The 26,958-nt window shown below is 62.5% G+C and carries 20 protein-coding genes, 3 rRNA genes, 1 other RNA gene and 1 pseudogene; 18 read left to right on the top strand and 7 right to left on the bottom strand.

Going from position 1 to position 26,958, the window contains the following annotated elements:
* Positions 1–1,254: a DUF418 domain-containing protein gene (locus CIHUM_RS03120; protein ID WP_051106280.1), complete on the bottom strand. Its 1,254-nt coding sequence runs from the start codon at positions 1,252–1,254 to the stop codon at positions 1–3.
* Between the two features lie 121 nt (positions 1,255–1,375).
* On the opposite strand from CIHUM_RS03120, the gene CIHUM_RS03125 reads away from it, so the two are divergent.
* A complete protein-coding gene (locus CIHUM_RS03125) occupies positions 1,376–2,233 on the top strand; it encodes a chymotrypsin family serine protease (RefSeq protein WP_034997629.1) in 858 nt (285 codons plus the stop codon).
* A 9-nt stretch (positions 2,234–2,242) separates the two neighbouring features.
* Here the strand turns inward: CIHUM_RS03125 and CIHUM_RS03130 are convergent, their stop codons facing one another.
* Both CIHUM_RS03130 and thiC read right to left on the bottom strand, forming a co-directional pair.
* The gene (locus CIHUM_RS03130) at positions 2,243–3,043 is read right to left on the bottom strand and encodes an inositol monophosphatase family protein (protein ID WP_243427122.1); all 801 of its coding nucleotides are present in this window, start codon (positions 3,041–3,043) and stop codon (positions 2,243–2,245) included.
* Between the two features lie 7 nt (positions 3,044–3,050).
* The gene (thiC, locus tag CIHUM_RS03135; RefSeq protein ID WP_034997631.1) at positions 3,051–4,850 is read right to left on the bottom strand and encodes a phosphomethylpyrimidine synthase ThiC; all 1,800 of its coding nucleotides are present in this window, start codon (positions 4,848–4,850) and stop codon (positions 3,051–3,053) included.
* 163 nt (positions 4,851–5,013) lie between these two features.
* Here thiC and prfB point away from each other — a divergent pair, with 163 nt between their 5' ends.
* The 6 genes from prfB (at position 5,014) to ssrA (ending at position 9,544) form a co-directional block, all read left to right on the top strand.
* A complete protein-coding gene (gene prfB, locus CIHUM_RS03140; protein ID WP_034997634.1) occupies positions 5,014–6,114 on the top strand; it encodes a peptide chain release factor 2 in 1,101 nt (366 codons plus the stop codon).
* A gap of 185 nt (positions 6,115–6,299) precedes the next feature.
* Positions 6,300–6,992, top strand: coding sequence for a cell division ATP-binding protein FtsE (gene ftsE / locus CIHUM_RS03145; RefSeq protein ID WP_034997637.1), 693 nt, complete (start codon positions 6,300–6,302; stop codon positions 6,990–6,992).
* A 2-nt stretch (positions 6,993–6,994) separates the two neighbouring features.
* Positions 6,995–7,897, top strand: coding sequence for a permease-like cell division protein FtsX (ftsX, locus tag CIHUM_RS03150; protein WP_034997639.1), 903 nt, complete (start codon positions 6,995–6,997; stop codon positions 7,895–7,897).
* 16 nt (positions 7,898–7,913) lie between these two features.
* Positions 7,914–8,411 (top strand): SsrA-binding protein SmpB, encoded by a 498-nt coding sequence (smpB, locus tag CIHUM_RS03155; protein WP_034997641.1) that lies wholly within the window; start codon positions 7,914–7,916, stop codon positions 8,409–8,411.
* Between the two features lie 27 nt (positions 8,412–8,438).
* Positions 8,439–9,089: an SDR family oxidoreductase gene (locus CIHUM_RS03160; RefSeq protein WP_034997644.1), complete on the top strand. Its 651-nt coding sequence runs from the start codon at positions 8,439–8,441 to the stop codon at positions 9,087–9,089.
* A gap of 64 nt (positions 9,090–9,153) precedes the next feature.
* Positions 9,154–9,544: a transfer-messenger RNA gene (gene ssrA, locus CIHUM_RS03165) on the top strand.
* A gap of 45 nt (positions 9,545–9,589) precedes the next feature.
* Here the strand turns inward: ssrA and CIHUM_RS03170 are convergent.
* Positions 9,590–10,945, bottom strand: coding sequence for an MMPL family transporter (locus CIHUM_RS03170; protein ID WP_081634370.1), 1,356 nt, complete (start codon positions 10,943–10,945; stop codon positions 9,590–9,592).
* 31 nt (positions 10,946–10,976) lie between these two features.
* Positions 10,977–11,126, bottom strand: a pseudogene (locus CIHUM_RS03175) (LLM class flavin-dependent oxidoreductase); the annotation flags it as partial.
* Between the two features lie 232 nt (positions 11,127–11,358).
* Here CIHUM_RS03175 and CIHUM_RS03180 point away from each other — a divergent pair.
* The 10 genes from CIHUM_RS03180 to rrf all read left to right on the top strand — a co-directional run bounded on the left by CIHUM_RS03180 (position 11,359) and on the right by rrf (position 23,249).
* A complete protein-coding gene (locus CIHUM_RS03180; protein ID WP_034997646.1) occupies positions 11,359–12,024 on the top strand; it encodes a hypothetical protein in 666 nt (221 codons plus the stop codon).
* Positions 12,025–12,129: 105 nt separating this feature from the next.
* Positions 12,130–12,687 carry an META domain-containing protein gene (locus CIHUM_RS03185; RefSeq protein WP_034997649.1) on the top strand — a complete coding sequence of 186 codons (558 nt, stop codon included), beginning with the start codon at positions 12,130–12,132 and terminating at the stop codon, positions 12,685–12,687.
* 171 nt (positions 12,688–12,858) lie between these two features.
* On the top strand, positions 12,859–13,446 hold the full coding sequence (locus tag CIHUM_RS03190; protein ID WP_158293363.1) for an META domain-containing protein: 588 nt from the start codon (positions 12,859–12,861) through the stop codon (positions 13,444–13,446).
* Positions 13,447–13,599: 153 nt separating this feature from the next.
* The gene (locus CIHUM_RS03200) at positions 13,600–14,649 is read left to right on the top strand and encodes a siderophore ABC transporter substrate-binding protein (protein WP_051106281.1); all 1,050 of its coding nucleotides are present in this window, start codon (positions 13,600–13,602) and stop codon (positions 14,647–14,649) included.
* Positions 14,650–14,659: 10 nt separating this feature from the next.
* Positions 14,660–15,634 (top strand): ABC transporter permease, encoded by a 975-nt coding sequence (locus tag CIHUM_RS03205; RefSeq protein WP_034997658.1) that lies wholly within the window; start codon positions 14,660–14,662, stop codon positions 15,632–15,634.
* Positions 15,627–16,628, top strand: coding sequence for an iron chelate uptake ABC transporter family permease subunit (locus tag CIHUM_RS03210; RefSeq protein WP_034997661.1), 1,002 nt, complete (start codon positions 15,627–15,629; stop codon positions 16,626–16,628). Before CIHUM_RS03205 ends, CIHUM_RS03210 begins: the two co-directional genes overlap by 8 nt.
* Positions 16,625–17,380, top strand: a complete 756-nt coding sequence (locus tag CIHUM_RS03215; protein WP_034997662.1) for an iron ABC transporter ATP-binding protein — start codon at positions 16,625–16,627, stop codon at positions 17,378–17,380. Before CIHUM_RS03210 ends, CIHUM_RS03215 begins: the two co-directional genes overlap by 4 nt.
* 591 nt (positions 17,381–17,971) lie before the next feature.
* A 16S ribosomal RNA gene (locus CIHUM_RS03220) occupies positions 17,972–19,488 on the top strand.
* A gap of 391 nt (positions 19,489–19,879) precedes the next feature.
* Positions 19,880–22,964, top strand: a 23S ribosomal RNA gene (locus CIHUM_RS03225).
* A gap of 167 nt (positions 22,965–23,131) precedes the next feature.
* Positions 23,132–23,249 (top strand): 5S ribosomal RNA (gene rrf / locus CIHUM_RS03230).
* The 16S, 23S and 5S rRNA genes sit together here, the layout of an rRNA operon.
* A 1,017-nt stretch (positions 23,250–24,266) precedes the next feature.
* Here the strand turns inward: rrf and CIHUM_RS03235 are convergent.
* Together CIHUM_RS03235 and CIHUM_RS03240 are read right to left on the bottom strand one after the other, a co-directional pair.
* On the bottom strand, positions 24,267–24,920 hold the full coding sequence (locus CIHUM_RS03235) for a DUF3239 domain-containing protein (protein WP_316244765.1): 654 nt from the start codon (positions 24,918–24,920) through the stop codon (positions 24,267–24,269).
* A gap of 11 nt (positions 24,921–24,931) precedes the next feature.
* The gene (locus CIHUM_RS03240) at positions 24,932–26,572 is read right to left on the bottom strand and encodes a DNA repair helicase XPB (RefSeq protein ID WP_034999411.1); all 1,641 of its coding nucleotides are present in this window, start codon (positions 26,570–26,572) and stop codon (positions 24,932–24,934) included.
* Positions 26,573–26,607: 35 nt separating this feature from the next.
* Between CIHUM_RS03240 and CIHUM_RS03245 the strand changes: the two genes are divergently transcribed.
* Positions 26,608–26,835, top strand: coding sequence for a type II toxin-antitoxin system ParD family antitoxin (locus tag CIHUM_RS03245; RefSeq protein ID WP_034999413.1), 228 nt, complete (start codon positions 26,608–26,610; stop codon positions 26,833–26,835).
* Positions 26,836–26,958 lie beyond the last annotated feature (123 nt).

The raw sequence follows: 26,958 nt of genomic DNA on the forward strand, positions 1-26,958 counted from the left end.
TCATGCAGTGATTTGAGGCTGATCATATTTCGGCTCAATCCTTCCCGTCTTGCCGTAGGAGAGGTGGCGGTGTGCCCACTCGAACGGGCCTTGCTTGCCCGCCTGGTCCAGCACCACCGCCAGCAGCAGGGAAATCAACCACACCACAAAACCGATGATGAGCTTGCCGGTTACCGAGGCGTCCAGGCCGATGCCCAAAAACGCCGGGGTGCAAATCGCGATGAAGAAGAACGACTGCGCGAGATACCCCGACATGGATCGCTTGCCCAGCGCCACGAACGCACGCGCCCAACCCGGGACCTGGTTGTTCAGCTCGTCTGTGGCCAGCGCGAGCAGCGCCAGGATGCCCGGGCCGGTGAGGTAACCGAGCGCCTGGTTGAGCACGAACAGCGGCAGCTCCCACTCGTCCGGTAGCACGCCCGCGGCCGCCAAGCCCCAGGGCAGACCGACGCACAGCACGATCAGCCCGGTGATGATGCTCCAGGTGATGAGGGTGCGGCGGTGCGCGTGGACGTCGGTAAGCACCTGCTCCCGCGCCCACACGTAGCCGATGATGGCAAGCGATAACAGCTGCGCCGCAGCGAACGGCTGCACGGCCAGCAGCCCAAGCGCCATGTCCAGGTTGGACGAGAAATACTCCCCGAAGGTGTCGAAGGTGACGGTGGATTCGGTCTGGTTGAAGCCGCCGGAGGCGTCGAAGTAGAACGAGGCGATGCCGCCAGCGACGCCGAAGGCCGTGAACAGGCCGAGGATGGTGTAGGCGATGATGCGCAGCGTTTTCGAACTGAGCGTGAGCATCGCGGCGAGCAGTATGCCCACCAGCCCGTAGTTGAACATGATGTCGCCGTAGAACAGCAAGAACATGTGGGCCGCGCCGAACAGCGCCAGCGCGCCGTAGCGGCGGTACAGCACGCGGCGGGCCTGCTTGGCGGGGTAGTGCTTGCGGTACAAGCTGGCCGCCACCAGGCCGAAGCCGAAGCCCAGCAGCGTGGAGAACATCGGCAGGCCGCGCACGTGGATGAACATGGCGGCGAAGACGGCGCTTACCTGGTCGATCACGCTGTCCGGGCGCACACCGCCCACGGACCAGCCCACCCGGGACTGGTCCTCAGACCAATCGTTGATCACCCACGCCTGGGCGGCGTTGGCCATCGCGATGCCCAACAGGGCGGTGCCGCGCGCGAGATCCGGGACGATCAGGCGGGGGCGCTGCTGCTGGGGCTGGTGCTGTTCGGCGTTGACGGCTTCGTGCATGGGCTCAAGGTACCGCCTCAGCCCCGCATCAGCCACGTTTGCGGTTACTGGCCCGCGAAGGAAAGGGATGTGGTTGAATGTCTCTGTTGATACTCATGTTGCCAATGTGATTGGGGTTGCTATGCGTCGCTCGTCCGCCGCCCGCCTGCTTACCGCCGCGTTTCTGATTGCCACCTCGGCGGCTATCGGCAGCCCTGCGGCGCACGCCCAGCAGGCGGAGGCGCCGGTGGGCGACCTGCTCAACTACGTGTGGCGCACCGACCCGGTGTCCAAAGCCCTGGCCGGAAAGCCCATGGCGGACAAGGTCCTGCACCGCGTTCCCGGCTCCTTCTTTGACGCCCCGCGCACCCCGGCCGAGTCCGATGAGGCGATGCGACGCGGCCGCGCCCTCTACGGCCCGAGCACCCCGCTCTACGTCGGCTCCGAACCCGGCAAGGAAGTCATGTGCACCACCACGGCTGCCGGCTACAACGACCGCGGCGAGAAAATCGCCGTCACCGCCGGCCACTGCGGCAACGTCGGCGACGCCGTGCGCTCCGCGGACTCCTGGCAGCTCGGCCGCACCGGCACAATCAAACATGTCAACCGCGAGCTGGACTACGCCGTGATCACGCTCGCCGACAACACCGAGGTCACCCGCTCCTACAACGGTGTCACCGTCAACCACCTGGGCGGCGCACCGGTGAAGCCGGGCGGCGTGGTGTGCAAGACCGGCGTGGCCTCCGGCACCACCTGCGGCCACACCTACACCGATTGGGAACAGCGCAACACCAACCAGGTCTGCGCCATGCAGGGCGACTCGGGCGCGCCGCTGATGGTGGGCGACCGCGTGATCGGCATGATCAACGGCGGCATCTGGGGCCCGCCGTTCAACGTGGCTTGCCGCACCCCGCTGCAGGGCCCGCTGCACGCGCCGACGGGTGCGCTGCGCATGGACGCCGTGCTCGGCGACATCCCCGGCGGGTTCCGCTTGCCGTAGCCCGGGCAGCTAGCCGCGCAGGCGCTCGGCAATCTCGTCCACGATCCGCGGGTTGCCGGCAACGCACCAGGTCACGCCACCGGCATCGACCTTCGTGCACCGGCCGCCGACGGCCTCGACCAGTGCCTTGCCCGGCAACCAATCCCAGTCCGGCACGGTGTGCTGCAGCCATGCGCCCATCTGCCCAGACGCGAGATTCGACAGGTCAACAGAACCGGCACCCATCATGCGCATCGTCGCCGCGCCGGAGACCACGCGCAGCCACGCCTCGCGCACACCGTCGTTGGCCATGAAGGTGGGGTGCAGGTAGGTCACCACCGCGCTTTCGCTTAACGACGACTCCGCCAGCCCCCGAAGCTCCACCCCGTCGCGCGTGGCCGTGCCGTCCGCCGCGATCCACGTGGTGGCCGTGGCGGGCCGGTGTACGGCGCCGATGGCGGGGGTGTGGGCGGAGTTGTCGTCTACAAGCGCGAGCGCCGAGCAGAAGTAATCCGAGCCCTGCGAGAAGTTGTAAGTGCCGTCCACCGGGTCGATCACCCACGTGCGGCCGGTGGCGGACGGGCGGGAAGCGCCCTCCTCGCCGATCACGCCGTCGTCGCCACGCAGCGCCTGAAGCGCCTCGGCCACGAAGCGCTCCGCGGTGCGGTCGGCTTCCGTGACCACGTCGGAGACGGAGGTTTTCACCTCCGCGTCCAGGCCCTGGCCGCGCATGCGCAGCGCGAGCTGGCCGGCGTGGCGCACGAGCGCGGCTGCGAGCTCGGCGTCGGAATCGTTGCGGTGGTCGGAAATAAACTGCTGCGTATCGGTCACGCGGCCATTATGGCGCAGTCGGGGACTCCTCGCCCTCCTTGAGGTACACGTTCGAGCCCAAGTCGCGGAATTCGCGCGCCATCTCCTGCTCGCCCTCACGCGCGTCGGAGGATGCGGCCGGGGAGTCGGCGTCGAAGTCGAACGACGGCATGCCAAGGTCCGCGATCTGGTCGCCGAACTCGTCGCGGATGTCCTGCGAGATGCGCATGGAGCAGAACTTCGGGCCGCACATCGAGCAGAAGTGCGCCGTCTTCGCGGGCTCGGCCGGCAGTGTCTCGTCGTGGTAGGACTGCGCCGTCTCCGGGTCCAGGGACAGGGCGAACTGGTCGTGCCAGCGGAACTCGAAGCGGGCCTTGCTCATCGCGTCGTCCCAGTCGCGCGCGCCCGGGTGGCCCTTGGCCACATCGGCTGCGTGGGCGGCGACCTTGTAGGTGATCACGCCGGTTTTCACGTCGTCGCGGTTGGGCAGGCCCAGGTGCTCCTTCGGGGTGACGTAGCACAGCATCGCCGTGCCGCCGGCCGCGATGTTGGCCGCACCGATGGCGGAGGTGATGTGGTCGTAGCCCGGCGCGATGTCGGTGACCAGGGGGCCGAGTGTGTAAAACGGCGCGCCGCCGCACCACTGCTCTTCCTTTTCGTTGTTGACCTGGATCATGTTCAGCGGCACGTGGCCGGGGCCTTCGATCATCACCTGCACGTCGTAGTCCCAGGCGCGCTTGCACAGCTCGCCGATGGTTTTCAGTTCCGCGAACTGGGCGGCGTCGTTGGCGTCGGCCACGGAGCCGGGGCGGAGGCCGTCGCCAAGCGAGAATGCGACGTCGTACCGAGAGAAGATCTCGCACAGCTCGTCGAAGTTTTCGTACAGGAAGGACTCCTTGTGGTGCGCCAGGCACCACCCGGCCATGATCGAGCCGCCGCGGGAGACGATGCCGGTGACGCGCTTGGAGGTCAGCGGCACGTACGGCAGGCGCACGCCGGCGTGCACGGTCATGTAGTCCACGCCCTGCTCGCACTGCTCAATCACGGTGTCGCGGAAGATCTCCCAAGTCAGGTCCTCTGCGACGCCGCCCACCTTCTCCAGCGCCTGGTAGATCGGCACGGTGCCGATCGGCACGGGGGAGTTGCGCAGGATCCACTCGCGGGTGGCGTGGATGTCATCTCCGGTAGACAGGTCCATCACGGTGTCCGCGCCCCAGCGGGTGGCCCAACGCAGCTTGTCCACCTCTTCGCGGATGGAGGAAGTCACCGCGGAGTTGCCGATGTTGGCGTTGATCTTGGTCAAAAACGCGTTGCCGATGATCATCGGCTCGCTTTCCGGGTGGTTGACGTTGTTCGGGATGATCGCACGCCCCGCGGCGACTTCTTCGCGCACCTTCTCCACGTCGCAGTGCTCGCGCAGCGCCACGAACTCCATCTCGCGGGTGATTTCCCCGCGGCGCGCGTACGCCATCTGGGTCACGCGCTGGCCGTCCTTGGCCCGCAGTGGCGTGCGGGATTCGCCGCGCCATTCCTCGCTGGCGGCGCCGCGTTTGACGGCCGCGCGGCCGTCGTCAAGCAAATTGCGCTCGCGGCCCGCGTATTCCTCCACATCGCCGCGGGCGGTGATCCACTCGCCGCGCAGGCTGGGCAGGCCCACCTCCGGCTCCGCGTGCGGGCCGCGGGTGCGGTAGATCTTGAACGGCTCGTTTGGCCCTGTGGGGGAATCATCCAGCTGGATCGCAGTCTCCGGAACCTCCAGCCCGTCTTTCACAATCGGGGCGTAGGAGTGCTTCGGGTGGATTTCATGGGCATAGATGTCGTGAGCCACGACCTTCTCCTTCCTTCGCTGGCGCTAACCAGACAGGTTCGAACGGTGCTCGCGCGGGCATAAGCGCGATCTCAGCCCGGTGCCCCGGGCGCCCGTGTTGGGTCGCAGGCCACTGTATCCCGTTTTGGTGGCCGCGTCAGGCGGTTCGCTAGACTTTGCCCCTATGCAGCCGGAAACTCAGACGCGGATCAGGGACTTAAGCTCCACACTTTCCACCATTGAGAAGGTGATGGACCTGGACGTCCTGCGCGAGCGCGCCCGCGAGCTGGAGGCGCAAGCCGGGGATCCGTCGCTGTGGGACGATCCAGCGCACGCGCAAAAGGTCACCACCGAGCTGTCGAATGTGCAGGCGCGCTTAAAGAAGGTCGCCTCGCTTCGCTCGCGTATCGACGACCTGCCGGTGATGTACGAACTCGCCGAAGAAGAAGGCGATACATCCATGGCCGACGAGGAGCTGGAAGACGTCGCCGCGCAGATCGATTCGCTGGAGGTGCAGACCATGCTCTCCGGCGAGTACGACGCCCGCGAAGCCGTGGTGCACATCCGCTCCGGCGCCGGCGGCGTGGACGCGGCCGACTGGGCGGAAATGCTCATGCGCATGTATGTGCGATGGGCGGAAAAGGCAGGCCACAAGGTGGACATCTACGACATCTCGTATGCGGAGGAGGCCGGCATCAAGTCCGCCACGTTCGTGGTGCACGGCGAGTACCTCTACGGCCAACTGTCGGTGGAGCAGGGCGCGCACCGGCTCGTGCGCATCTCGCCGTTTGATAACCAGGCGCGCCGCCAGACCTCGTTCGCCGAGGTGGAGGTGCTGCCGGTGGTGGAGCAGACCGACCACATCGACATCCCCGACTCCGACATCCGCGTCGATGTCTACCGCTCCTCCGGCCCCGGCGGGCAGAGCGTGAACACCACCGACTCCGCAGTGCGCATCACCCACATCCCCACCGGCATTGTGGTGACCTGCCAGAACGAGAAGTCCCAGATCCAGAACAAAGCCTCAGCGCTCAACGTCTTGCAGTCCAAGCTATTGGAGAAGAAGCGCCAGGAGGAGAAGGCCGAGATGGATGCGCTCGGCGCCGGCGGCAACGCCAGCTGGGGCAACCAGATGCGCTCCTATGTCCTGCACCCGTACCAGATGGTCAAGGACCTGCGCACCGACTTTGAGGTCGGCGACCCGCAGAAGGTCCTCGACGGCGACATCGACGGGTTCCTGGAGGCCGGCATCCGCTGGCGCATGGCGCAGCAGCAGGAGGCGTAAGGGGAGGGGGCGCCCCGGCGGTGACGGATATGACATCGCCTTTTCGCGCGACCTGGGGAGAGTGACAAATACGACAAGCCGAATGTCGCATCCGGCACCGGCGAGCGCGGCCAGGTCCGCAGACCAACCCCACCCCGCCGCCGACAACCACTACAGTCACATCGGTAACAGGTAAGGTGTGTCGCGTGATCCGATTCGACCATGTGACCAAGGCGTACCCGACGTCCACGCGCCCCGCGCTCGACAACGTCACGCTCGACATCCCCGACGGCGAGTTCGTGTTCCTCATTGGCGCGTCCGGCTCCGGCAAGTCCACATTCCTGCAGCTTTTGATCCGGGAGGAAAACGTCTCTTCAGGCGACATCTTCTTCAACGACTTCCACGTCAACGCCCTTTCCGGCAAGCAGGTAAATAAGCTGCGCCAATCCATCGGCTACGTGTTCCAGGACTTCCGCCTGCTGCCGAACCTGAGCGTCTACGACAACGTCGCGTTCGCGCTCGAGGTCATCGGCAAACCGAAAAACCGCATCGCCAAACTCGTCCCCGACGCGCTCGAGCTCGTCGGCCTCGGCGCCAAGGCCAACCGCATGCCGCGGGAGCTGTCCGGTGGTGAGCAGCAGCGCGTGGCTATTGCGAGAGCTTTCGTGGATAAGCCCAAGCTCATGCTTTGCGACGAACCAACGGGCAACCTCGACCCCGGCACCGCCGACGAAATCATGGCACTGCTCGCCCGCATCAACCGCATGGGCACCACAGTGATCATGTCCACGCACAACGCCCGAGCGGTGGACGAGATGCGCAAGCGTGTAGTTGAACTGCAGCTGGGCAAGATCGTGCGCGACGAGGAAAACGGCGTGTACGGGAACGTGAGGAGGTAGCCGTGAACTGGGAGTTTGTTTTCCGTGAGGGTGTCAAAGGCCTCGGCCGCAACCTCACCATGACTATCGCGCTGATCATCACCACCGCGCTGTCGCTGGTGCTGGTGGGCACCGGAGTGCTGATTTCCAAGGCCACCACGCAGACCAAGGACCTGTACCTGGACCGCGTCGAGGTGATGGTGGAGCTGGACGAGGACATCTCCGCCAGCGACCAGGACTGCTCCACGGACCGCTGCAAGCAGGTTCGCGACACCCTGCAGGCGGACGACCACGTCGAGCAGGTGACTTTCCGCTCCCGCGAGCAGTCCTACGAGCGCTTCAAGGAACTGTTCCAGGAATCCGAGCCGGAGCTGGTGCGCGAAACCGCCCCGGACGCCCTGCCGGCGGCGCTGCACGTGCGCCTGGCGGACCCGACGGATACCTCGCCGCTGGACAAGATCCGCGACATGGAGCAAGTGGAGGTCATCTCCGACCAGGCGGACACGGTGCGCTCCGCCGCCGGGACGCTGAACACGTTCCGCAACGTGGCCTTCGCCGTCGCCGCAGCGCAAGCGTTGGCCGCGGTGTTTTTGATCTCCAACATGGTGCAGCTGGCCGCCTTCAACCGCCGCGAGCAGATCGGCATCATGCGCATGGTGGGTGCCTCGCGCTGGTTCACCCAGGCGCCGTTCGTGCTGGAGGCGGTGCTGTCCGTGCTCATCGGCGCGGTGCTGGCCACCATCGGCGTGTGGGCTGGTAAGCAGCTCATCGTGGATCCGCTGCTGGGGGACCTGTACGCCAACCAGCTCATCGCGCGCGTGCCGGACAGCACTGTGTGGGCGGTAATGCCGCTTGTCGGCTTGGTCGCCATGGTGCTGGGCGGGCTGGCTGCGCAGGTGGCGCTTCGCTCTTACGTGCGCAAGTAGTAGACTCGTCTGCCTTATGTCCAAGAAGAAAAAGAAGCAGAAGCTTTCCAACACCGGTGTGCTTGCCACCAACCGGAAAGCTCGCCATGACTACCGCATCTTGGACACCTGGGAGTGCGGGCTGGTGCTGCAGGGCACCGAGATCAAGGCGCTGCGCGAGGGCAAGGTCTCGCTGGTGGAGGCGTTTGCCACCATCGACAACGGCGAGGTCTGGCTGCGTAACATGCACATCCCGGAGTACTCCCGCGGCCACTGGACCAACCACCCGCCCCGCCGCACCCGCAAGCTGCTTTTGCACCGCCGGGAGATCGACTCGCTGGAGGGCAAGGTCCGCGACGGCAACCGCACCCTGATCCCGCTGTCGCTCTACCTCAAGGACGGCCGAGCGAAGGTCGAGCTGGGCCTTGCGCAGGGCAAGCAGGACTACGACAAACGCCGCGACATCAAGCGCCGCACCGAGGACCGCGAGATCACCCGCGACCTGGGCCGCAAGCTCAAGGGCATCAAAGCTTAAACTTCGCATTCGCTACGGTGGGTGCCTATGAAGAAGGCGCTGATTACTGGAGCATCCCGCGGCATCGGCCGCGCCATCGCCGAGGACCTGGGCAAGGACCACCACATTTACGCCGGCGCGTCGAAGGACGCCTCCGACATCGTTTCCTCCCTGCCCAGCGCAGAGCCCTTCGAGGCGGACCTCACCGACACCGACGCCGTCCTGGAAGCGGCCTCCAACATCGAGGAGCTGGACGTCCTCGTCCTTGCTGCCGGTGTGATGGACGGTGGCCCTCTGGAAGAGCTCACCGACGACACGTGGCGCGAAATGATGGAGGTCAACCTCTTCGCCCCCGTCACGCTCACCCGTGCGTTGCTTCCTGCCTTGCGACGTTCCTCCGGCCTCATCATCACCATCAACTCCGGCGCCGGATTCCACGGCATGGCTGAAAACTCCGCCTACTGCGCGTCCAAGTTCGCCCTGCGCGGCTTCACCGAGTCCCTGGCGCAGGAGGAAGCAGGCAAGGTGCGCGTGACCTCCCTGCACCCGGGCCGCACCGACACCGACATGCTCGCTGGCGACAACGGCAGGCCGAAGATGGCGGCCGACGAGGTTGCCAAGGCGGCCCGCCTCGCCGTGGATGCCGGCGCGGACGCAGTGGTGGAGTTCCTCCGGGTGCGTCCGGCGTTGACGTCGTAAAGCCTCTTGTGCTTCTGGGACGCGTGCGGTAAAGTTCCACCTCCTACGTTTCTTCGTAGTTGAAGGGGTCGATTCTGGTTTCGACTTCATCTACTTAGCCAGGGGAAGCGTGCCGGTGCAGGCAGGAGACCACCGTAAGCGTCGCTGTAACTAATAAACGCAGAGAAGAACTCTCAGCGTGACTACGCCCTCGCTGCCTAAATAGAAGGTTCAGCGACCTGCGTGTCCGTCAGGCCGGGGATGTCCCCGACCCGGTACCTGGCGTCGACTTAGGGGACTTGCCTTCCGGCTCTGTCAGTGGGGCCTTGGAAGGGACACCTTTCACTGACTGGGCCCGTCATCCGGACATGTTCGCCTGATCCGGAGGGTCGATGAGAGGCACTGCGCGAACTGCGCACGGAGAAGCCCTGGCGCGGTGATGAAGGACCCGGGTTCAATTCCCGGCGGCTCCACCGAGTGCGAAACCCCCGGTCGTTGCGACCGGGGGTTGTCTGTGTGGCCTATGCCTGCTCGTTGCTGGTCTCGGCGTGCGCGCCGAGCGACGCGGGGCGCGCTGGCCACCAGAACTTTTCTCCGAAAAGCAGCACGATGGCGGGAACTACCAAGCTGCGTACGATCAGCGTGTCTAGAAGTACGCCGATGCAGATCACGATGCCTATCTGGGCCAACACCACGAGCGGAAGCACACCGAGCGCCGCGAACACCGCAGCCAGGAGGATGCCGGCAGAGGTGATGACCGCACCGGTCGATCCGAGCGCGGAGAGAATGCCCGCACGAGTGCCAGTGGCCCGCGAGTCTTCACGTGCACGTGTGACCAGGAAGATCGAGTAATCGATGCCGAGGGCGACGAGGAAGACAAACGCATAGAGCGGCGTCGTGGAGTCGAAACGTTCAAACCCAAGCAGGTGGTGCGACAACCACCAGCCCAGTCCTAGTGCTGCCACATTGGTAAGGAGGACCGACCCGGTCATCACCAGAGGTGCCACAACCGAGCGCAACAGGATGAGCAACGCCCCGAAGATCAAGCTGAGCACAAGGGGGAAGATGAGACGACGGTCTTCCGCCGCGGCGGTCTCGGTGTCGTAGAGCTCGGCATCCCCGCCGCCGACAAGCGCGCCGGAGCCTCCCAAGAGTGAGCGCAGCTCTTCAGTCGTGGCACCTGAGACTTCGAGGAATCCATCCTCGGCCGGGCGGGGAGACAGCCCGGCGTCCTCCAGCCGCCGCGTGGTCCCCTCGATGTCGTCGGTCGCAATAACAGCTGGAGTAGCCGAGATGTCCGGGTAAGCGTCAGAGAGCTGCTGGGCCGCCGAGATGGACTCTGGCGTATCGATGAACTGGTCGGATTGGGTAAGACCGGTGACGATATTTGTCGCGCCCAGGGACATCACCCCCAGGGCGAGAAGCGAAGCGGCCAGGATCGCGGCGGGCCGGTGTTGGACCGTACGCCCGACCGCGTTGAAGACCGTGTGGTTCGTCTCGTCGCCCACCTCTGGACGCCGCGGCCAGAAGATCCAGTTGCCGAAGAGGAGAAGGACCCCGGGCAGCACAAACATGCCGAAAAGAAAAGCGACCGCCACACCGAACGCTGCCGCAGCCCCGAGTGATCTGGTCGTCGGAGTGTGCGACGCGAGCAAGCACAAGACACCCAATATCACCGTCGACGCGGACGCTGCAGTGGTCCGCAGCGTTGGGATCCAGGCCCGGGCCATGGCTTCGAAACGGTCGTGGAACTGGGTGAGCTCGTCCCGGTAGCGCGAAATCAGCAACAATGCGTAGTTTGTCCCCGCGCCGAAGACGAGGACGGAGAGAATACCGCCCGTCGATTCGTCCCATTGGATGCCGAGGGCATCGAGCACTCGTGGGTAGAGGAGAGCAACGAGGCGGTCAGTGGTGGACGCGGAAGGAGGCGTTGTTCACGCCAATCTCGTCGGCGGCCTGGGCGATCTCCAGGTGGATCTTTGCGATCTTCTCCGCGGACGGGCCGCGCTGGCCGCCGAAGGCGTAGTGCCCGAAGCTTAGGAAACCGAATGCCTTCATTGCGCAACACTCCTTTTTGGTGACGTATCAACAAGTGGGGTAGTGCCTCCTCCGCAGATTGTCACGGCCCCAGACAGGCCGCACCACAAACCCAGAGCGAAGGACCCCTATTACGGCCCAAAATGGCGCTTGCTCGGGAGGGCTTACTCGGGGTTTGCGGGCTGGAGGCCGACAGGAACTTTTACGCCTGTGCAAATCAGCACCGAATAATCGGGCTTTAATCTCCGGTGGCATGAATCGCAACGCCATCGCAGCACTCGCCGCTACGACTTTCTTGGTCGTCGGCTGCAGTGGCGCGCCCGAGGCGCAGCACGTGACGGTGACCGAAACCGTGGAGGCACCGGAAGCGAAAGCGCCGGAGCCTGAGGAGTCAGCGCAACAGGCTGATGCTGCTGAGGCGGGGGAGGCGGAGCACGTCGAGAAGCAGGGCGAAATCCCCGGCACCCCGCTGGCGTACCCGGGTGCCGGCGGCCCCGTCCCGGACAACGCGCGGCCGATCAGAACGCTCAAGAGCATCGGCGATAGTCCCGTGCAGAACGCGCTGTTTGTCACCCCGTCCGGCAACATCGGTTGCATGATGAACCTGGCGGACAAGCCGATGTTCGACTGCGGCGTGAAGTCCTTTATGGAAAGCGAGCAGTTTGGCATCGGTGAGCTGGGGACGCCGAGGTGGATGATGGAAATTCTCAGTGGCTACCCGCGCGAGCAAACTGAGCCGCCGCTTTACGACGACTCCGTGTGGCCCCCGGGCAGCGAATCCGCCGAGGTTGTGCAGTACGGCGAAGTGGTCAACCACGGTCCCTTCGTGTGCGCGGTGGAAGAAACTGGCGTGACCTGTTGGGACTCTGAAAGCGGCAAGGGGGCGTGGCTGGAGCGCGACGAGGTGGTGTTCTTCTAGGCCGCCCTAGCGCTCGCTGGCCGTTGGGTTAAAGGAGTGTCCAGGTTGCTTAAAAGCTTCGTAGGGGCCCTTTTGTGCTGCTAAAAGCCAGGTAGGTTGGCGCTCATGACCTCAAAGACTGTAAAGACGTTGTCCGCAGCAACCGCTCTCGCCGCCCTCGCCGGCGGCTTTATTGGCGCAGGCACCGCCAACGCGCAGATGTCGTCCAACGGTCCCGCCGACATTGAGGGCTGGACGCAGATGGGGTGGTCTGCGTTTAGCGGCTCCGTGATCAACAAGGGTGGGTCCCACATGCTGCTGAAGAATCTGCCGGAAGGCGCGAAGCCGCTGTCCGCGGAGAAGGCGAAGGCTGCCCTGGAGGGGCCACTGCCAGTCAAGGGTGACGCGTCCATGACGGTCACCTTCGGCCCGGACGGCAAGCTGTCCTTCTTCGACGGCTGCAACGCCGGTAGCGCCGGGTACTCCATTGACAGCGCCGGTGCCGTGAAGGTCGGGGCCATCGCCCAGACGCAGCGCCTGTGCGACCCGACCAAGATGAACAAGGCGGACGAGCTGACGTCCATCCTGCGTTCGAACCCGTCGGTGTACCGCCTCGACAACGAGACGATTGCCCTGGCAGCCCAGGGTAAGGCCATCGAATTCTCAAAGGCGGCTGCGAACTAATCCACGCCGCTTACACCTCCCGCTGCCCACCTCTGGGCAGCGGGTTTTTGGCTTTTACAGAGCGCTAGTGCGTACGGCGAAGCTATGAACCGCGTCAACGCAAATGTGGAGTTACGTTGAAGTTCCCTTGAGCCCCTTGTTCGCCTGAAATCGCTCGGTAGCGTGATGGCCATGGTTACTTCGACCAAGACCCTAAGGAAGTTGTCCACAACGACCGCAGTCGTCGCCCTCACGGGTGGCCTGCTCGGCGTCGAAACTGCCGACGCCCAGGAGCGCCCCGAAGCCTCCAGCATCGACCAATTCGTACAGATGAGCTCGAACCTGTTCGGTGACCTCGGCGGCACACCCGCACCGGCACCGGAAAACTCGGTCGGCTCCGAAGTGATCCAGCAGCTCCCAGAAAGTGCAGATCAGCTCAAGGATGAACGCCTCACCGCTGCGCTGGACACCACGCTGCAGGCAAAGAAGAACACCAACATCACCCTGGACTTCCGGGAAAATGGTGTGCTCCACTTGAACGACGGTTGCAACTCCGGCACCGCCAAGTACCAGATCGACAACACAGGCGCGCTGCATCTCAGCGACTTCACTGAGACCAAGATGGCGTGCGAGCCGGGCGCACAGAAAGACGCCGACGACCTGAAGATGGTGCTCCAGTCCAACCCGCAGCTGTTCCAGCTCGACGCGTCAACCCTGTTCCTCGCGGGCCAGGGCCACGGCATTGAGCTGCAGAAGATGCACGGCCGCGACTACCAGTAATTGTCCGACCGACGCCCAGCGTGCGCTCGTGACCATGTGCATCGGCGGTGGTCAGGGGCTTGCTGCGGTGATCGAGAAGGCTTAGAGTGGGGGCGGGTTTGGCCCCGAAGTTTGGTTAGCCTAAGGTGGGTCAGGTAACCCTTACCTAATGGAATGGAAGGAAGGACGACCGTGACCCGTTTCGCCCGTACCCCTCTCATCGCTCTCGTCGCGGCCGGCGCCCTCGCGCTGGGTGCATGCTCCACCAGCGAGTCTGGCACGGATGCCGCCGCTGGTTCGGAATCGGTGGCGACCGAAGGGGCGTCGGCAAGCAATGATGCTTCCGAAGGCACAGTGACAATTACCGACAACTACGGCGAGAAGACCGTGCCCACCCCGCCGAAGCGGGTGGTCGCTCTGGATAACCGCTCCTTCGAGCTTCTGGATTCCTGGGGCATCAAGCCTGTCGCCGCGCCGCGCGACATCGTGCCGAATTCCATCCCGGGTATCGCGGACGACGAGGACATCGTGAACATTGGCAACCACCGCGAGCCGAACCTGGAGGCCATCGTCGCCGCCGACCCGGACGTGATCATCTCCGGCCAGCGGTTTGAAACGTTCGACGAAGAACTGCAGAAGCTGGTCCCGGACGCCACGTTGCTGGACTTCGAGCCGCGTGACGGGGAGCCGATTGACCGCGAGATCATCCGCCAGACCCTGGAGCTGGGCGACGTCTTTGGTAAGCAAGCCGAGGCTGAGCAGGCAGTTCAGGAATTCACCGAGGCTGTCCAGCGCGCCCGTAACGCCTACGACCCGGAGCAGAAGGTCATGGCCCTGAACGTCTCCGGCGGCGAGATCGGCTACGTCGCCCCGGGGGTGGGCCGCGTGTGGGGCCCGCTGTTCGACCTGATTGGTTTCACCCCGGCGCTCGAGGTGGAGAACGCCTCCGACGACCACCAGGGCGACGACATCTCCGTCGAAGCCATCGCCAGCGCCAACCCGGACTGGCTGCTCGTGCTTGACCGCGACGCGGGCGTGAAGTCCATCACCGAATCCCCGGAGGCGCTGTCCGTGATCAATGACTCCGCGCCGCTGAAGAACGTCACCGCAGTCAAGGACGGCCACGTCTACGTCGCCCCGGCGGACACCTACACCAACGAGTCCATCTACACCTACACCGAGATTCTCAACCAGATCTCCGAGCAGCTCGAGGCCGCCAAGTAGTCTGTCTTCGATGACTGATGCAACGACCACCACCCGCCCCAAGCTTCTGGACTGGAAGCTCGGGGCGGGTGTCGTCCTTGTTTTAGCCCTCCTTGCCGCGTCGCTGATGGTGGGGCAGTACGACATCCTGGGCACCGAGGACGGCTGGGAAATGTTCCGCGCCACCCGCGTGCCGCGCACGATCGCGCTGGTGCTCGCCGGTGCGGCGATGGCGATGAGCGGGCTGATCATGCAGATGCTCACCCAGAACCGCTTCGTCGAACCCACCACCACTGGCACCACCGAGTGGGCCGGGCTGGGTCTGCTCGCGTCGTTTCTGCTGTTCCCGGACGGCTCCGTGATGACGCGCATGCTGCTCGCCGTCGGCGCCGCCTTCGTCGGCACCATGGTGTTCTTCGCGTTCCTGCGGCGCGTGACGTTGCGCTCCAGCCTGGTGGTGCCCATCGTGGGCATCATGCTCGGCGCGGTGGTCAGTGCGGTGTCCACCTTTATCGCGCTGCAGACTGACCTGTTGCAGTCACTCGGGGTCTGGTTCGCCGGCTCGTTCACCAGCGTGATCGCCGGCCAGTACGAGATCCTCTGGGTCGTGCTGCTCGTGGTCATCGCCGTGTTCTTCTACGCCGACCGCCTCACCGCCGCTGGTTTGGGTGAGGACATCGCCACCAACATCGGCCTGAACTACAACCGCATCGTGCTCGTGGGCACCAGCCTCGTCGCGGTGGCCACCGGTGTGGTCACGGTTGTCGTGGGCAACCTCCCATTCCTTGGGCTCATCGTCCCCAACATCGTGAGCATGCTGCGTGGCGACGACCTCCGGTCCAACCTGCCCTGGGTCTGCCTCACCGGCATCGGGGTGGTGACGCTGTGCGACCTGCTCGGACGCATCGTCATCGCGCCGTTCGAGATGCCGGTGTCCGTGATCCTCGGCGTGGTTGGCGCCGCCGTGTTCATCGCGTTGATTGTGAGGCGGGGTAAGAATGCGTGAGGTCGGGGCGTTCCAGACGTCGCAAAGCAAGAGGCGCTACTGGCTAGTCGTAGGCGCGCTGGTGGTGGCCGCGCTACTGTTCACCGCGGGCCTTTTGTCCTGGGGAAACCCCATGGAGTTTGGCACCCGCGGCTACTGGCTGATCGCGCAGCGCCGCCTGAACTCCGTCATTGCCATGGCGGTGGTGGCGCTCTGCCAGGCCGTGGCCACAGTGGCGTTCCAAACGGTGACGAACAACCGCATCATCACCCCGTCCATTATGGGGTTCGAGTCGCTGTACGTGGCCATTCACACCTCAACCGTGTACTTCCTCGGCGCAGCCGGGCTGAATAACGCCCGCACGCTGGAGATGTTTGTCGTGCAGCTGGTCTTGATGGTGGGGCTGAGCCTGATCCTCTACACGTGGCTGCTCGCCGGCGATAACCCGAACATGCACGCCATGCTGCTCGTCGGCATCGTGCTCGGAGGGGGACTGGGCAGCGTATCGACGTTCATGCAGCGCCTGCTCACACCCAGCGAGTTCGACGTGCTCACCGCCCGGCTATTCGGCTCGGTGAACAACGCGGACCCGGCTTACTACCCGCTGGCCGTGCCGCTAGTGCTGGTGGCGGCCGGGTTGATGGTGTTGAACTCGCGCCGCCTCAACGTGCTCGGCCTCGGCCGCGACGTGGCGGTGAACTTGGGCGTGAACCACAAAAAGCACGCGGTGTTCACACTGGTCCTGGTCTCGGTGCTGATGGCGGTCTCTACCGCGCTGGTCGGGCCGATGACTTTCCTCGGGTTCCTGGTGGCCACGCTTGCGTACCAGTTCGCGGACACCTACGACCACCGATACGTGTTCCCCATGGCGGCGCTGCTCGGCTACTGCATTCTGGCGGGCGCGTACTTCGTCATGAACCACATCTTCTACGCCCAGGGCGTCGTCTCCATCATCATCGAGCTGGTCGGCGGCCTGACGTTCCTCATCGTTGTCCTACGGAAGGGGAGACTGTGATCGAGCTCAACGAGGTGAGCAAGGCCTACGGCGACGACACCGCCATCGGGCCGGTCTCACTGCAAATCCCGGCAGGCGGCATCACCGCGTTGGTGGGGCCGAACGGCGCCGGCAAGTCGACGCTTCTGACCATGATCGGCCGACTTTTGGCGCTGGATTCCGGCTCCGTGCACATCGGACAGATGGACGTGTCCTCTTCGAACCCGAAGGACCTGGCCAAAGTGGTCTCGATCCTGCGGCAGGAGAACCACTTTGTCACCCGCCTGACAGTGCGGCAGCTCGTCGGCTTCGGCCGCTTCCCATACTCGGGCGGGCGCCTGACCGAGGCGGATGAGGAGATCATCTCCCGCTACATCGACTTCTTCGGGCTGCGCGAACTCGAGCACCGCTACCTGGACCAGCTTTCCGGTGGTCAGCGTCAGCGCGCATACGTCGCCATGGTGCTTTGCCAGGAGACGGACTACGTGCTTCTCGACGAGCCCCTGAACAACCTGGACATCTCCCACTCCGTGGAAATGATGCAGCACCTGCACTCCGCCGCCCGCGAGTTCGGCCGCACCATCGTGATCGTGCTGCACGACATCAACTTCGCGGCCCGCTACGCGGATTACATCTGCGCAGCGAAAGACGGGCAGGTCTTCGCCTTCGGCACAGTGGAGGAAATCATGCGCGACGATTTGCTCACCGAAATTTTCAATACCCCGGTGCAAGTGATCGATGGTCCGCATGGGCCAATCGCCGCGTACCACTAAAACACCGGTTGCGCTGCTGATTTGTGTGCTTTTTAGCTTCGTGGTTATATATCCATCCGTTGCTTCCGAGCGGTTCGGCCGGTTGGGAGGGACGAGTTAATTTGAATAGGGGTTACGTTCTGGTTAACCGGGGTTTAACGTGAGTTTGACTTTTGGTTGGTTGGTTGTGTAGCTTCTGACGAAGCCGCTTTTCCGGCTGGGGCCGTGTTTGGTTCTGGTTGGTGGGTGTGCTGGTGTTGTTTGAGAACTCGATAGTGTGCCAATGTACTTTTGTTGCGTGGGTGTGTTTGCCTGCTCTTTTTGTGCACTGTGTGGTGTGCGCCCTTGTTTTTGGGTGTGTGCCGGTGGTGGCGTGGTTGAATTCCAATGATGGATCGCGTCATCTTTTGGTTCATAGTGTGCGTGGGGTGTGGTTGAACATGTTTCACGTATGTTTTTTGATCGGCCCTGTTTTGCCCCGTCGGGTTGGGGTCGGTTGTTGAACCTTGTAATTTTTGGATTTTTGCCAGTCCGGCGCCTGTTTGGGTGTTGGTTGGTTTGTTTTTGGTTGGGTATTGGGCTTTTCACGGCCTGTTTCTTTCTGAAACGTTTTTTGTGGAGAGTTTGATCCTGGCTCAGGATGAACGCTGGCGGCGTGCTTAACACATGCAAGTCGAACGGAAAGGCCAGTGCTTGCACTGGTACTCGAGTGGCGAACGGGTGAGTAACACGTGGGTGATCTGCCCTGCACTTCGGGATAAGCCTGGGAAACTGGGTCTAATACCGGATAGGACCACATTTTGGATGGTGTGGTGGAAAGTTTTTCGGTGTGGGATGAGCTCGCGGCCTATCAGCTTGTTGGTGGGGTAATGGCCTACCAAGGCGTCGACGGGTAGCCGGCCTGAGAGGGTGTACGGCCACATTGGGACTGAGATACGGCCCAGACTCCTACGGGAGGCAGCAGTGGGGAATATTGCACAATGGGCGCAAGCCTGATGCAGCGACGCCGCGTGGGGGATGACGGCCTTCGGGTTGTAAACTCCTTTCGCTAGGGACGAAGCGTATTTGTGACGGTACCTGGAGAAGAAGCACCGGCTAACTACGTGCCAGCAGCCGCGGTAATACGTAGGGTGCGAGCGTTGTCCGGAATTACTGGGCGTAAAGAGCTCGTAGGTGGTTTGTCGCGTCGTTTGTGTAAGCCCGCAGCTTAACTGCGGGACTGCAGGCGATACGGGCATAACTTGAGTGCTGTAGGGGAGACTGGAATTCCTGGTGTAGCGGTGGAATGCGCAGATATCAGGAGGAACACCGATGGCGAAGGCAGGTCTCTGGGCAGTAACTGACGCTGAGGAGCGAAAGCATGGGTAGCGAACAGGATTAGATACCCTGGTAGTCCATGCCGTAAACGGTGGGCGCTAGGTGTGAGTCCCTTCCACGGGGTTCGTGCCGTAGCTAACGCATTAAGCGCCCCGCCTGGGGAGTACGGCCGCAAGGCTAAAACTCAAAGGAATTGACGGGGGCCCGCACAAGCGGCGGAGCATGTGGATTAATTCGATGCAACGCGAAGAACCTTACCTGGGCTTGACATACACCAGATCGCCGTAGAGATACGGTTTCCCTTTGTGGTTGGTGTACAGGTGGTGCATGGTTGTCGTCAGCTCGTGTCGTGAGATGTTGGGTTAAGTCCCGCAACGAGCGCAACCCTTGTCTTATGTTGCCAGCAATTCGGTTGGGGACTCGTGAGAGACTGCCGGGGTTAACTCGGAGGAAGGTGGGGATGACGTCAAATCATCATGCCCCTTATGTCCAGGGCTTCACACATGCTACAATGGTCGGTACAACGCGTTTGCGAGCCTGTGAGGGTGTGCTAATCGCTGAAAGCCGGTCGTAGTTCGGATTGGGGTCTGCAACTCGACCCCATGAAGTCGGAGTCGCTAGTAATCGCAGATCAGCAACGCTGCGGTGAATACGTTCCCGGGCCTTGTACACACCGCCCGTCACGTCATGAAAGTTGGTAACACCCGAAGCCAGTGGCCTGTTAAAGGGAGCTGTCGAAGGTGGGATCGGCGATTGGGACGAAGTCGTAACAAGGTAGCCGTACCGGAAGGTGCGGCTGGATCACCTCCTTTCTAAGGAGCTTTTATTTTGTGTGCCCACAGTTGTGGGTGTGTGTGGTTGAGTCGCCGAGTGTGTGACTGCCGCATTGTTTTTGTTTTGCCGGGTGGAGGCATACCCGCTGGTCGCCGTGTCATCGAAGGTGGTGATGGTGGTGCCTGGTTGGGGTGTGTGCTGCGTGGTGTTGGGTTGGTGGATTCACCATATCGCGTGACAAAAGGGTTTTTCGTTGGTGCACTGTTGGGTGTCTGGGGCAGCATTGGTTGTTCCTGTTGGGCCCTGCGTACACGGCTGCAGTGTTGTGGTTGTTTGTGTGTGGGGTTGTGTTGTGTGAGAACTGTATAGTGGACGCGAGTATCTTTCTTTTTTGTGTTTTGGTGTTTATACCTGTTTGTTTGTGTGTCCGTGTGTTTTGTTACGGGCGTATGGTGGATGCCTTGGCATGCTGAGCCGATGAAGGACGTGTGAGGCTGCGTTATGCCTCGGGGAGTTGCCAACAAAGCGTTGATCCGAGGATGTCCGAATGGGGAAACCCAGCACCGGTTGTGTGGTGTTACCCGCAGGTGAATTCATAGTCTGTGTGGGGGTTGACGCGGGGAAGTGAAACATCTCAGTACCCGTAGGAGAAGAAAACAATTGTGATTCCGTGTGTAGTGGCGAGCGATAGCGGATGAGGCTAAACCGTGTGCGTGTGATACCTGGCAGGGGTTGCGTGTGCGGTGTTGTGGGGCGCAAGTGTTGCAGGCTGCCGACTGCAAGCGCAATTTGCATGCATCAGCGGAAGCATCTGGGATGGTGCACCGGAGTAGGTGATGAGTCCTGTACGTGAAGGTGTGTGTGGTTGTGTTGTTTGTGTTCCCGAGTAGCAGCGGGCTCGTGGAATCTGCTGTGAATCTGCCGGGACCACCCGGTAAGCCTAAATACTCAGTGTGACCGATAGTGAATGAAGTACCGTGAGGGAATGGTGAAAAGTACCCCGGGAGGGGAGTGAAAGAGTTCCTGAAACCATGCGCTTACAATCCGTCAGAGCACCTTGTGTGTGATGGCGTGCCTTTTGAAGAATGAGCCTGCGAGTCAGCGGCATGTCGCGAGGTTAACCCGTGTGTGTGGGGTAGTCGTAGCGAAAGCGAATCCGAATAGGGTGGCAAGTGGCATGTCCTGGACCCGAAGCGGGGTGATCTACCCATGGCCAGTGTGAAGCAGCTGTAAGAGGTTGTGGAGGCGCGAACCCACTTAGGTTGAAAACTGAGGGGATGAGCTGTGGGTAGGGGTGAAAGGCCAATCAAACTCCGTGATAGCTGGTTCTCCCCGAAATGCATTTAGGTGCAGCGTGATGTGAGCTTGCCGGAGGTAGAGCTACTGGTTGGTTGAGCGGGACTATCATCTTAGCGACGTCAGCCAAACTCCGAATACCGGTTATAGTGGTGCATTGCAGTGAGACTGTGGGGGATAAGCTTCATAGTCGAGAGGGAAACAGCCCAGATCGCCGGTTAAGGCCCCTAAGGGTGTGCTAAGTGGAAAAGGATGTGGGATCGCGAAGACAGCCAGGAGGTTGGCTTAGAAGCAGCCATCCTTGAAAGAGTGCGTAATAGCTCACTGGTCGAGTGGTTCCGCGCCGACAATTCAGTGGGGCTCAAGTACACCGCCGAAGCCGCGGCAAACAATTTTGTTGTTTGGGTAGGGGAGCGTCGTGTGTGGGGTGAAGCCGTATCGGAAGGAGCGGTGGACTGCATGCGAGTGAGAATGCAGGCATGAGTAACGAATGGCAAGTGAGAATCTTGCCCGCCGGATGACTAAGGGTTCCTGGGTCAAGTTCGTCTTCCCAGGGTGAGTCGGGTCCTAAGGCGAGGCCGACAGGCGTAGTCGATGGTCAACGGGTTGATATTCCCGTACCCGTATGTGCGCGCCCAGTATCGAAGCGGTGAGACTAACCACCCTGATCTGCCGATCGTTGCCATCCCTTCGGGGATGGTTGGTTGGTGGTGATGCGTGGGGCCTGATCCGTGGTAGGTCAGTGATGGGGTGACGCAGTGAGGTAGCTAAGCCGCTTATTGGATTGCGGTGCAAGCGTGTGGCACGACAACATTGGTCAAATCCGGTTGTCATCAAGTGTGAGGCGTGATGCGTAGCCCTTATGTGGGTGATGTTGGTGATCCTGTACTGCCGAGAAAAGCCTCTAGCGATGTGCATGTACGGCCCGTACCCATAACCGACACAGGTGGTCAGGTAGAAAATACTAAGGCGAGCGGGTGAACTGTGGTTAAGGAACTCGGCAAAATGCCCCCGTAACTTCGGGAGAAGGGGGACCACAACCGGTGACACACATTCGTGTTGAGCTGGTTGGGGTCGCAGAGAAGAGAGGGGAGCGACTGTTTATCAAAAACACAGGTCCGTGCGAAGACGGTTAAGTTGATGTATACGGACTGACGCCTGCCCGGTGCTGGAAGGTTAAGAGGACCCGTTAGGACATTGTGTCCGAAGCGGAGAATTTAAGCCCCAGTAAACGGCGGTGGTAACTATAACCATCCTAAGGTAGCGAAATTCCTTGTCGGGTAAGTTCCGACCTGCACGAATGGCGTAACGACTCCCCTGCTGTCTCAACCACAGGCCCGGTGAAATTGCAGTACGAGTAAAGATGCTCGTTTCGCGCGGCAGGACGAAAAGACCCCGGGACCTTCACTATAGCTTGGTATTGGCATTCGGTGCGGTTTGTGTAGGATAGGTGGGAGACTTCGAAGCATGCACGCCAGTGTGTGTGGAGTCGTTGTTGAAATACCACTCTGACCGTAGTGGATATCTAACCTTGGCCCATGATCTGGGTTGGGGACAGTGCCTGGTGGGTAGTTTAACTGGGGCGGTTGCCTCCCAAAATGTAACGGAGGCGCCCAAAGGTTCCCTCAGCCTGGTTGGCAATCAGGTGTGTAGAGTGTAAGTGCACAAGGGAGCTTGACTGCGAGACTTACAAGTCGAGCAGGGACGAAAGTCGGGACTAGTGATCCGGCACCTACTTGTGGATGTGGTGTCGCTCAACGGATAAAAGGTACCCCGGGGATAACAGGCTGATCTTCCCCAAGAGTCCATATCGACGGGATGGTTTGGCACCTCGATGTCGGCTCGTCGCATCCTGGGGCTGGAGTAGGTCCCAAGGGTTGGGCTGTTCGCCCATTAAAGCGGCACGCGAGCTGGGTTCAGAACGTCGTGAGACAGTTCGGTCTCTATCCGCCGCGCGCGTTGAAACTTGAAGAAGGCTGTCCCTAGTACGAGAGGACCGGGACGGACGTACCTCTAGTGTGCCAGTTGTTCCGCCAGGAGCACGGCTGGTTGGCTACGTACGGGAGGGATAACCGCTGAAAGCATCTAAGCGGGAAGCCTGTTTTAAGATGAGGTTTCATTTGAGGTTCCCAGGAGACTACTGGGTTGATAGGCCGGACCTGGAAGCACAGCAATGTGTGGAGGCGACCGGTACTAATACACCAATAAACACCAACACCAAACAATACGTTTGATGGTGTAAACACCGCGAAGAAACACGAATAAACGTTTTGCTTGCGTCCACTGTGCAGTCACTGACACAACACACCAACCCGGTTTGCACCGGGATGGCCAACTTAATTGCATAACGCTGACTTTGATCAGCCGCACATGCCCCAAAGGTGTGTCGGTGGTTGATGGCGGCGGGGAAACGCCCGGTCCCATTCCGAACCCGGAAGCTAAGCCCGCCCGCGCCGATGGTACTGCTCCCGGGAGGGAGTGGGAGAGTAGGTTACCGCCGACCCAACAACTTCACACAAGCACCCGCCGCACCAACACTGATGGTGCGGCGGGTGCTTTTTCATGTGCCCAATTTCATATGCCCAACCAGTGACCCACCAAATCACGTGGGTGGACAACGGCGCGCTCGTCAACGAAACCCTCGGCCACACTCCGCATTGCGGACAACCGCACCCGCACCCATCATTGGTGCACACCAACCGATTCCGTGCCCGGGCCTCACTCCGCATTGCGGACAACCACGACGGCACCCATCATTGGCGCACACCCATGAAATCCCCAGGCGAAATCACCCGGCGGGCCGCGACCTGCCAACTAGGGGCCACAGAGGTCGCGGGGACAGCAGCAACGACGATGCCTACTGCGGGACGAAAGTCGAGTACCGGACGTCGAGTACGCCCGCGTACACCGACGGACTCGACCTCCACTACTCGACCAACAACGCACCCACAACAACCCGAGACCGGTTCAGACTCCGCATTGCGGACAACCCCATATACACCAACTATTGGCGCACACCAACCGATTCCGTGCCCGGGCCACACTCCGCATTGCGGACAACCACGACGGCACCCATCATTGGCGCACACCCATGAAATCCCCAGGCGAAATCACCCGGCGGGCCGCGACCTGCCAACTAGGGGCCGCATAGGTTGCGGGGACAGCACACGCAGCCACGATGACGCCGACAGTGGGGCGAAAGTCGAGTACCGGACGTCGAGTACGCCCGCGTACACCGACGGACTCGACCTCCACTACTCGACCAACAACGCACCCACGAAAACCTGGGCCCGGGCCCGACTCCGCATTGCGGACAACTGCGCCTGCACCAACAATGGGTACCCACCCACGAAAGCCTGGGCCCCACCAGAACCCGCATTGCGGACAACCACAACCGGACCCATCATTGGCCCACGCACACGAATGCTTAGCCCGGCACTCCCAGCGCCGGTACCCCACGAACCGGCGAGTGATCGATCAATCGCCCCGACCGAATTCTCCACCCCCGGAAACAGAGGCGCTAGAGCTCCACGAGGGAGTTCTTGGATTGCTCCAAGAGCTCGCCTTTCTTGCGGGCGCGCTCTAGCGTGGACCACTGGTCCTGGGGGATCGACTTCCGGGCCGAGGTGACCACGGCCTCGTCGGGCGTGCCCGAGGCGATCGGCATGGGCGTGATGGTCTGCCAGTGCTGCTGGTCGCGGGCGGCACGTTGAGCGCCCACGGCGGCGACCGGCACCTTGGTGCCCACCTTGTCGGAGGTGTTCGGCAGCGGCTGCATCACGCGGGAGGTGATGGCCCAGCGCGGGGGAAGGGCAGGATCCACGTTGCGGTTCACCAGCGCGGTCAGGGTCACCGTCGTGCCGGCGCGTTCCGTGATGATGGCGGGGGCTAGGGGGTTGGAGTCGTAGATCTCCTGGGTCTTGCCCACGCTGCGCGGAATCAGAAGCGCGACCACAAGCATCAAAATGCCGAACAGTACGGCGCCGAAACTGCCCAGCCAGTGCCACGGCGAGGACGGGTCCACCAGGAACCACACGGCAACGCCGACGATCAGGGAGATGACAAAGATCGCGATGCCGGATGCGACGAGGCTGCGGGTGTCGCGCACCATTTCGTTGTGCTGCTTCGCAAACTCCTCGTCGACGTCGAACTTGAATACCTTCATGCCACTCATGGCATACAAGTCTAAAGGTCGGCGGCGTCGACCAATCGGTACGCGTAGCCCTGCTCGGCGAGGAAGCGTTGGCGGTGCATGGCGTACTCGGAGTCCAGGGTGTCGCGGGCGACGACGGTGTAGAACACCGCTTCCGCGCCGTCGGATTTGGGGCGCAGCAATCGTCCCAGGCGCTGCGCTTCTTCCTGCCGGGAGCCGAAGGTGCCGGAGACCTGGATGGCCACGGCGGCTTCGGGCAGGTCGATGGAGAAGTTGGCCACCTTGGACACCACCAGGGTGGAGATTTCCCCGTCGCGGAAGGCATGGAAGGCCGCTTCGCGCTTTTTGGTGGTGGTTTTGCCGTCGACCAGCGGGGCGTCGATGCGCGCGGCGATCTCCTCGAGCTGCTCCACGTACGCGCCGATGATCAAGGTCTGCTGGCCCCTATGCGTCGCAAGAAGCTTATCGACGACTTCCAGCTTGCCCGCCGAACAAGCCGCCAGACGATATCGTTCGCGGGTTTCGGCGGTGGCGTAGGTGAGGCGTTCTTCGTCGGTAAGCGTGGTGCGCACCTCGACGCATTCGGCGGTGGCGATGTAGCCGGCCATCTCGAGTTCTTTCCAGGGTGCGTCGTAACGTTTGGGCCCGATGAGCGAAAACACGTCGTCCTCGCGACCGTCCTCGCGCACGAGCGTGGCGGTAAGCCCCAGGCGGCGGCGCGACTGGAGGTCTGCGGCCATGCGGAACACCGGCGCGGGCAGGAGGTGGACTTCGTCGTAGATGATGAGGCCCCAGTCGCGGGAGTCGAAAAGCTCGAGCGCGCGGTATTCGCCCTTGGTTTTGCGGGTGACCACCTGGTAGGTGGCGATGGTGACGGGGCGGATCTCCTTTTTCTCGCCGGAGTATTCGCCGATCTCCTCGGGGGTAAGTGTGGTGCGACGCAGCAGTTCGTCGCGCCACTGACGGCCGGCGACGGTGTTGGTGACCAAGATCAAGGTGGTGGTCTGCGCCTGCGCCATCGACGCCGCGCCGACGATGGTTTTACCTGCGCCGCAGGGCAACACCACCACGCCGGAGCCGCCCTCCCAGAAGGATTCGGCGGCGTAATGCTGGTAGTCGCGAAGCTGCCAGCCGTCGTGGTTCAGCGCGATCGGGTGGGATTCGCCGTCGACGTAGCCGGCCAGGTCCTCCACGGGCCAGCCCAGCTTGGTCAGCTCCTGCTTGATTTGGCCGCGGGCGGAGGGGTGGACGGGGGCCGTGAGGTCGTCGATAGGCTTGGCTATGAGCGGCTGGATCTTCTTGCTTCGGGTGACCTCGGTGAGGATCGCGGCGTCGTCCGCCTCCAGGATCAGCCCGTGGGCGGGGTGCTTGACCAGCTTCAACCGGCCGTAACGGGCCATGGTTTCGGCGACGTCGACGAGCAGCGCCTGCGGCACCGGGAAGCGGGAGTAGCGCTCGAGCACGTCCACGGCCTGCTCGGCGTCGAAGCCGGCAGCGCGGGCGTTCCACAGCGCAAGTGGAGTGATGCGGTAGGTGTGGATGTGCTCGGGCGCGCGCTCGAGCTCCGCGAACGGGGCGAGCGCGGCACGGGCCTTGGGCGCGTCCGGGTGCGCGACTTCGAGCAGGACGGTCTTGTCCGACTGGACGATCAGTGGGCCGTCGCCGAGAGCCATGCGATCTACTCCTAAATGTTGGTAGCGTGCCGTGTATGGCTAAGAACACTTCAGTTGTACTCGGCGAACGTTACGACACGTTCATCGCCCGGCTCATCCAGGACGGCCGCTACGCTTCCGCCAGCGAGGTCCTGCGCGAGGGGCTGCGGCTGGTGGAGGAGCGGGAGCTGAAGTTCGACGCGTTGACACTCGCCGTAGAAAAAGGTGAGCTCGGCGCCGAGTTCGACGCCGAGCAGTTCATCGCTGAGGTGCGGGCGCGCTAGCCCCTGTGCAGCACCAACTAGCGAGGTTCTTTCGTTTTCTCAGATCCCAGCGAAAACACAATAAGTGCTAGGGAAGCCAACGCGAGAGGAACAAGCATAGGGGCAGAATCCGTCACGAGAACA

The organism is Corynebacterium ihumii, from assembly GCF_028609825.1.
Classification (GTDB): domain Bacteria; phylum Actinomycetota; class Actinomycetes; order Mycobacteriales; family Mycobacteriaceae; genus Corynebacterium; species Corynebacterium afermentans.

Coding starts and splice junctions, on each gene's coding strand:
- CIHUM_RS03205 (WP_034997658.1), top strand. CDS start 14,660: ATGACTGATGCAACGACCACCACCCGCCCCAAGCTTCTGGACTGGAAG.
- prfB (WP_034997634.1), top strand. CDS start 5,014: ATGCAGCCGGAAACTCAGACGCGGATCAGGGACTTAAGCTCCACACTT.
- smpB (WP_034997641.1), top strand. CDS start 7,914: ATGTCCAAGAAGAAAAAGAAGCAGAAGCTTTCCAACACCGGTGTGCTT.
- CIHUM_RS03200 (WP_051106281.1), top strand. CDS start 13,600: ATGGAAGGAAGGACGACCGTGACCCGTTTCGCCCGTACCCCTCTCATC.
- CIHUM_RS03190 (WP_158293363.1), top strand. CDS start 12,859: ATGGTTACTTCGACCAAGACCCTAAGGAAGTTGTCCACAACGACCGCA.
- CIHUM_RS03180 (WP_034997646.1), top strand. CDS start 11,359: ATGAATCGCAACGCCATCGCAGCACTCGCCGCTACGACTTTCTTGGTC.
- CIHUM_RS03160 (WP_034997644.1), top strand. CDS start 8,439: ATGAAGAAGGCGCTGATTACTGGAGCATCCCGCGGCATCGGCCGCGCC.
- CIHUM_RS03235 (WP_316244765.1), bottom strand. CDS start 24,920: ATGAGTGGCATGAAGGTATTCAAGTTCGACGTCGACGAGGAGTTTGCG.
- CIHUM_RS03125 (WP_034997629.1), top strand. CDS start 1,376: ATGCGTCGCTCGTCCGCCGCCCGCCTGCTTACCGCCGCGTTTCTGATT.
- CIHUM_RS03185 (WP_034997649.1), top strand. CDS start 12,130: ATGACCTCAAAGACTGTAAAGACGTTGTCCGCAGCAACCGCTCTCGCC.
- CIHUM_RS03245 (WP_034999413.1), top strand. CDS start 26,608: ATGGCTAAGAACACTTCAGTTGTACTCGGCGAACGTTACGACACGTTC.
- CIHUM_RS03240 (WP_034999411.1), bottom strand. CDS start 26,572: ATGGCTCTCGGCGACGGCCCACTGATCGTCCAGTCGGACAAGACCGTC.
- CIHUM_RS03120 (WP_051106280.1), bottom strand. CDS start 1,254: ATGCACGAAGCCGTCAACGCCGAACAGCACCAGCCCCAGCAGCAGCGC.
- CIHUM_RS03210 (WP_034997661.1), top strand. CDS start 15,627: ATGCGTGAGGTCGGGGCGTTCCAGACGTCGCAAAGCAAGAGGCGCTAC.